The organism is Holdemanella sp. (assembly GCF_056804935.1).
Genome location: NZ_DBMEXE010000121.1, coordinates 1 through 3,587, shown reverse-complemented (window position 1 = coordinate 3,587; position 3,587 = coordinate 1). Strand labels below are relative to the sequence as shown.

The window sequence follows — 3,587 nt, the reverse complement described above, 5'->3', positions numbered from 1 at the left end:
TGCTTAATTTAATTGTATTTTATTCACGAGATGCTAGTTTTAAGGACTACAATAAGTACTTGAATGTATCTTGCGTTAAATAGTTATAAAAAAGATTGTAGATTACTGTTCTACAATCTTATCTAAACTATGAATGAATTCTACAACCATCTTACGCTTAATATCATCGATCTTAACGAGTTTATTTAACGCCTCAATTTCGTCTTCATTATCTAGACAAACGATTTCTCGTCTTAGTCTATCGATTTCGTCTTCTAAACGATTCTGTTCTTTAATATATTGTTCATGAACAGCTTTGATTTGATTGTATAATTGATTATCCATGTTTACACCGCTTTCTTTAATCATCATATAGTAAAGTAGAGAATAAAACAACTAATTTTTCAAAATGATTTGAGTTTTTACTTTTTCTTTGATAAACTAAATTCAAAGCGATGATAAGAAGGAGTAGTTTATACCAATTCTATAGAGAGCAAGCGGTTGGTGAAAGTTTGTGTGTTGGATAAGTGAAGGTAGTCTTTGAGTTGAATTTATGAACTAAGAGTAGTAAATTTCGTGACACAGCGTTAATGTGAATGAGAATAAAATTAGGTGGTACCACGTCAAGCACGTCCTATGGGGATGTGCTTTTTTATATGTACGGAAAGGATGATTGTGGATGACGTTGGAAGCAAAGTATAATCATTTAGCAGTAGAAAATGATAAATACCAAAATTGGATTGAAAAAGGATATTTCACAGCGGGCGACTTGTCTAAACGCCCATATTGTATTGTGATCCCTCCACCAAACGTAACAGGAAAGTTACACTTGGGACATGCATGGGATACAACACTACAAGATATTTTATGTCGTTATAAAAGATTAAAAGGCTATGATGTATGTTGGGTAGCCGGAATGGATCACGCGGGTATTGCGACACAGGCAAAGGTAGACGCACGTTTAAAATCAGAAGGAATTTCTCGTTATGACATTGGTCGTGAAAAATTCTTAGAAAGAGCATGGGAATGGAAAGAAGAATATGCTTCGACTATTCGTAGCCAATGGGCTAAATTAGGATTATCTTTAGACTACAGTCGTGAACGCTTTACATTGGATGAAGGATTGTCTCAAGCCGTTCGTAAAGTCTTTGTAGATTTATACAATGATGGATTGATCTATCAAGGGGAAAGAATTATTAACTGGGACCCAGAAGCTAAAACCGCATTGTCAAACATTGAAGTTGAACACAAAGAAATCATGGGTCACATGTACTACTTCAAATATAAAGTAGTTGAAACAGGACAAGAATTAGTCATTGCGACAACACGTCCAGAAACTATGTTTGCCGACCAAGCTATCTTTGTACATCCAGATGATGAAAGATATAAAGACATCGTTGGGATGCATGCCATTAACCCTGCCAACGGAGACGAACTTCCAATCATGGCAGACGACTATATTGACATGAGCTTTGGTACAGCCGTAATGAAATGTACACCAGCCCATGATCCTAATGACTTCGCATTAGCTAAAAAATACAACTTGCCAATGCCAATCTGTATGAATCCAGATGGAACCATGAATGATATGTGTGGTAAATACGCTGGTATGGATCGTTTTGAATGTCGTGAAGCCTTAGTTAACGACTTTAAAGAAGCTGGTGTTGTAGATCACATAGAAGAACACTTACACCAAGTAGGACACTCCGAAAGAACGGGTGTTATTGTAGAACCATACTTAAGTAAACAATGGTTTGTGAAGATGAAACCATTAGCTGAAGAAGTATTAAAGAACCAAGAAATCGAAGACCAAAGAATCAACTTCGTACCACCACGTTTCAATAAAACATTTGAACAATGGCTAGAAAACATTGAAGACTGGTGTATTTCACGTCAGTTATGGTGGGGACATAGAATTCCAGCATGGACAAACAAAGAAACAGGTGAAATCTATGTGGGAATGGAAGATCCAAAAGACATTGAAAACTGGTCACAAGACGAAGACGTATTAGATACATGGTTCTCAAGTGCATTATGGCCATTCTCAACACTTGGCTGGCCAGAAAACACAGCCGATCTTGAAAGATACTTCCCAAATGATGTATTAGTCACAGGATATGACATTATTTTCTTCTGGGTAGCACGTATGGCCTTCCAAACACGCTACTGCATGAAGAACCGTCCATTCAAAGACGTATTGATCCACGGACTTGTACGTGATACACAAGGACGCAAGATGTCTAAATCATTAGGAAACGGTATTGATCCAATGGATGTTATTCAAGAAAAAGGTGCTGACGCACTACGCTTCTTCTTAACAACAAACTCAACACCAGGACAAGACCTACGTTTTGATGAAACGAAGATGGACGCAAGCTGGAACTTCATTAACAAGATCTGGAACGCAGCTCGTTATGTTCAAATGCAAATTGGTGATACAAAACCAGAACTAGACATGACAAAAGCCAACAGCGTAGACAAATGGATCCTAGCACGCTTTAACGAAGTATTAGACCACGTTTCAACAAACATGGACAAATATGAATTAGCCATCGTAGGAAACGAACTATATAGCTTTGTATGGGATGATTTCTGCAGCTGGTACATTGAACTATCAAAAGCCACACTATATTCAGAAGACGAAAGCTTAGTAGCCAATACAAAAGCTGTACTATACACCGTCATGATGGGAATTCTAAAAGTATTATCACCATTCATGCCATTTGTGACAGAAGAAATCTATTTGAATTTGCCACACGAAAAAGAAAGCCTAAACGTAGAAACATGGCCAGAAAAAGTTGAATTCGAATACACAGACGCAGAAAAAGACGAAATGGCATTGGTCATCAGTGCAATTCAAACTGTACGTGAAATCAAAGTCGAATACGCAATGAAACCAAGTGAAGATTTAATAATCTCACTACACAACGACAATGGCTATGTAGCACTAAATACAGAATCAACTGCCATCCTAGCACGTATGGCACATGCCACAGTAAAAGAAGACCTTAATACAGAAGACGTACTTTCTCGTACAATCGAAAAAGCCGTATTAACTGTCGCAATGGATGCATTAATTGATTTAGAAGAAGAAAAGGGAAAACTAGAAAAAGAAATTGCACGCCTAGAAAACGAAATCAAACGTTGCTCAGGCATGTTGAAAAATCCTGGATTCGTCAATAAAGCACCAGAAGCTAAAGTCAACGCAGAAAAAGAAAAACTAGCATCTTACACAGAAAAGCTAGAAATGACTAAAACACAATTAGATAACATCCTTAAGAAATTAGGATAGAACAAATCAAACGCCAAGAGACAAGCTCTAGGCGTTTTTTTGCTACATGAAAAAAACCATCCTTATCTAACGAGGATGATTTTTATGTTATTTTAGGCGCTTGAAGGTGTTAAATATATCTTTATAATTTATTTTTGCTTCATTTGTAAAATAGTAATTATTATCAGGATTGTTAAATTTTCCAGATAAATATTGCTTAGAAATATTAGATTTAGAATTTAAATTTGAATCTATTTTTGTTAAACATTTAATTTCACGATTTCCAAATTTATCAGTTCTGTAAATCATATAAATTGAATCGTTAGAAATACCTGAT

At 36.1% G+C, this 3,587-nt stretch carries 3 protein-coding genes and 1 other annotated feature; of the genes, 1 reads left to right on the top strand and 2 read right to left on the bottom strand.

The window, feature by feature from the left end; all coding sequences use genetic code 11:
• Positions 1-102: 102 nt before the first annotated feature.
• Positions 103-351: a hypothetical protein gene (locus ACZQCL_RS06375; RefSeq protein WP_147325353.1), complete on the bottom strand. Its 249-nt coding sequence runs from the start codon at positions 349-351 to the stop codon at positions 103-105.
• 74 nt (positions 352-425) lie between these two features.
• Positions 426-619: a binding site (T-box leader), on the top strand.
• 39 nt (positions 620-658) lie between these two features.
• Here ACZQCL_RS06375 and ACZQCL_RS06370 point away from each other — a divergent pair.
• Positions 659-3,271, top strand: a complete 2,613-nt coding sequence (locus ACZQCL_RS06370) for a valine--tRNA ligase (protein WP_482482312.1) — start codon at positions 659-661, stop codon at positions 3,269-3,271.
• A gap of 87 nt (positions 3,272-3,358) precedes the next feature.
• Here ACZQCL_RS06370 and ACZQCL_RS06365 read toward each other — a convergent pair.
• A partial coding sequence (locus ACZQCL_RS06365) for a hypothetical protein (protein WP_482482310.1) occupies positions 3,359-3,587 on the bottom strand: 229 nt, incomplete at its 5' end.